Genomic DNA, 248 nt, shown 5'->3' with positions numbered 1-248 from the left:
CTTCACCTTGAGCTCAAGCGGGGTGTCGAGGCTGCCGCGGTTAAGCGCGCTTTCCAATTCGATGCAGGCCTGGGCCAGGCTCAGCGCCTGCACTGCGCCGAGGGCACCGGCGGTCGAATGCAGCAACTGGCCGAGGCCGTGGGCATCACGCTGCGCCAGCGCCACGCCGATGCGCTGCAAGTCATGCTGCACGCTACTGATGAACAGCGGGCGCATCTTGTCCGACAGCTGCACGCTGTCGTCGAATA

General features: G+C 65.3%; 1 protein-coding gene. It reads right to left on the bottom strand.

Features of this window, described 5'->3' with window-relative positions:
- The coding region (locus KZZ04_RS20285) for an Hpt domain-containing protein (RefSeq protein WP_219424048.1) at window positions 1–248 on the bottom strand (248 nt) is incomplete at both ends.

The organism is Pseudoalteromonas sp. CR1, from assembly GCF_019392235.1.
Lineage (GTDB): Bacteria > Pseudomonadota > Gammaproteobacteria > Enterobacterales > Alteromonadaceae > Pseudoalteromonas.
Note: the sequence above shows the minus strand (reverse complement) of the source record. Positions and strands in the feature narration are given on the sequence as shown.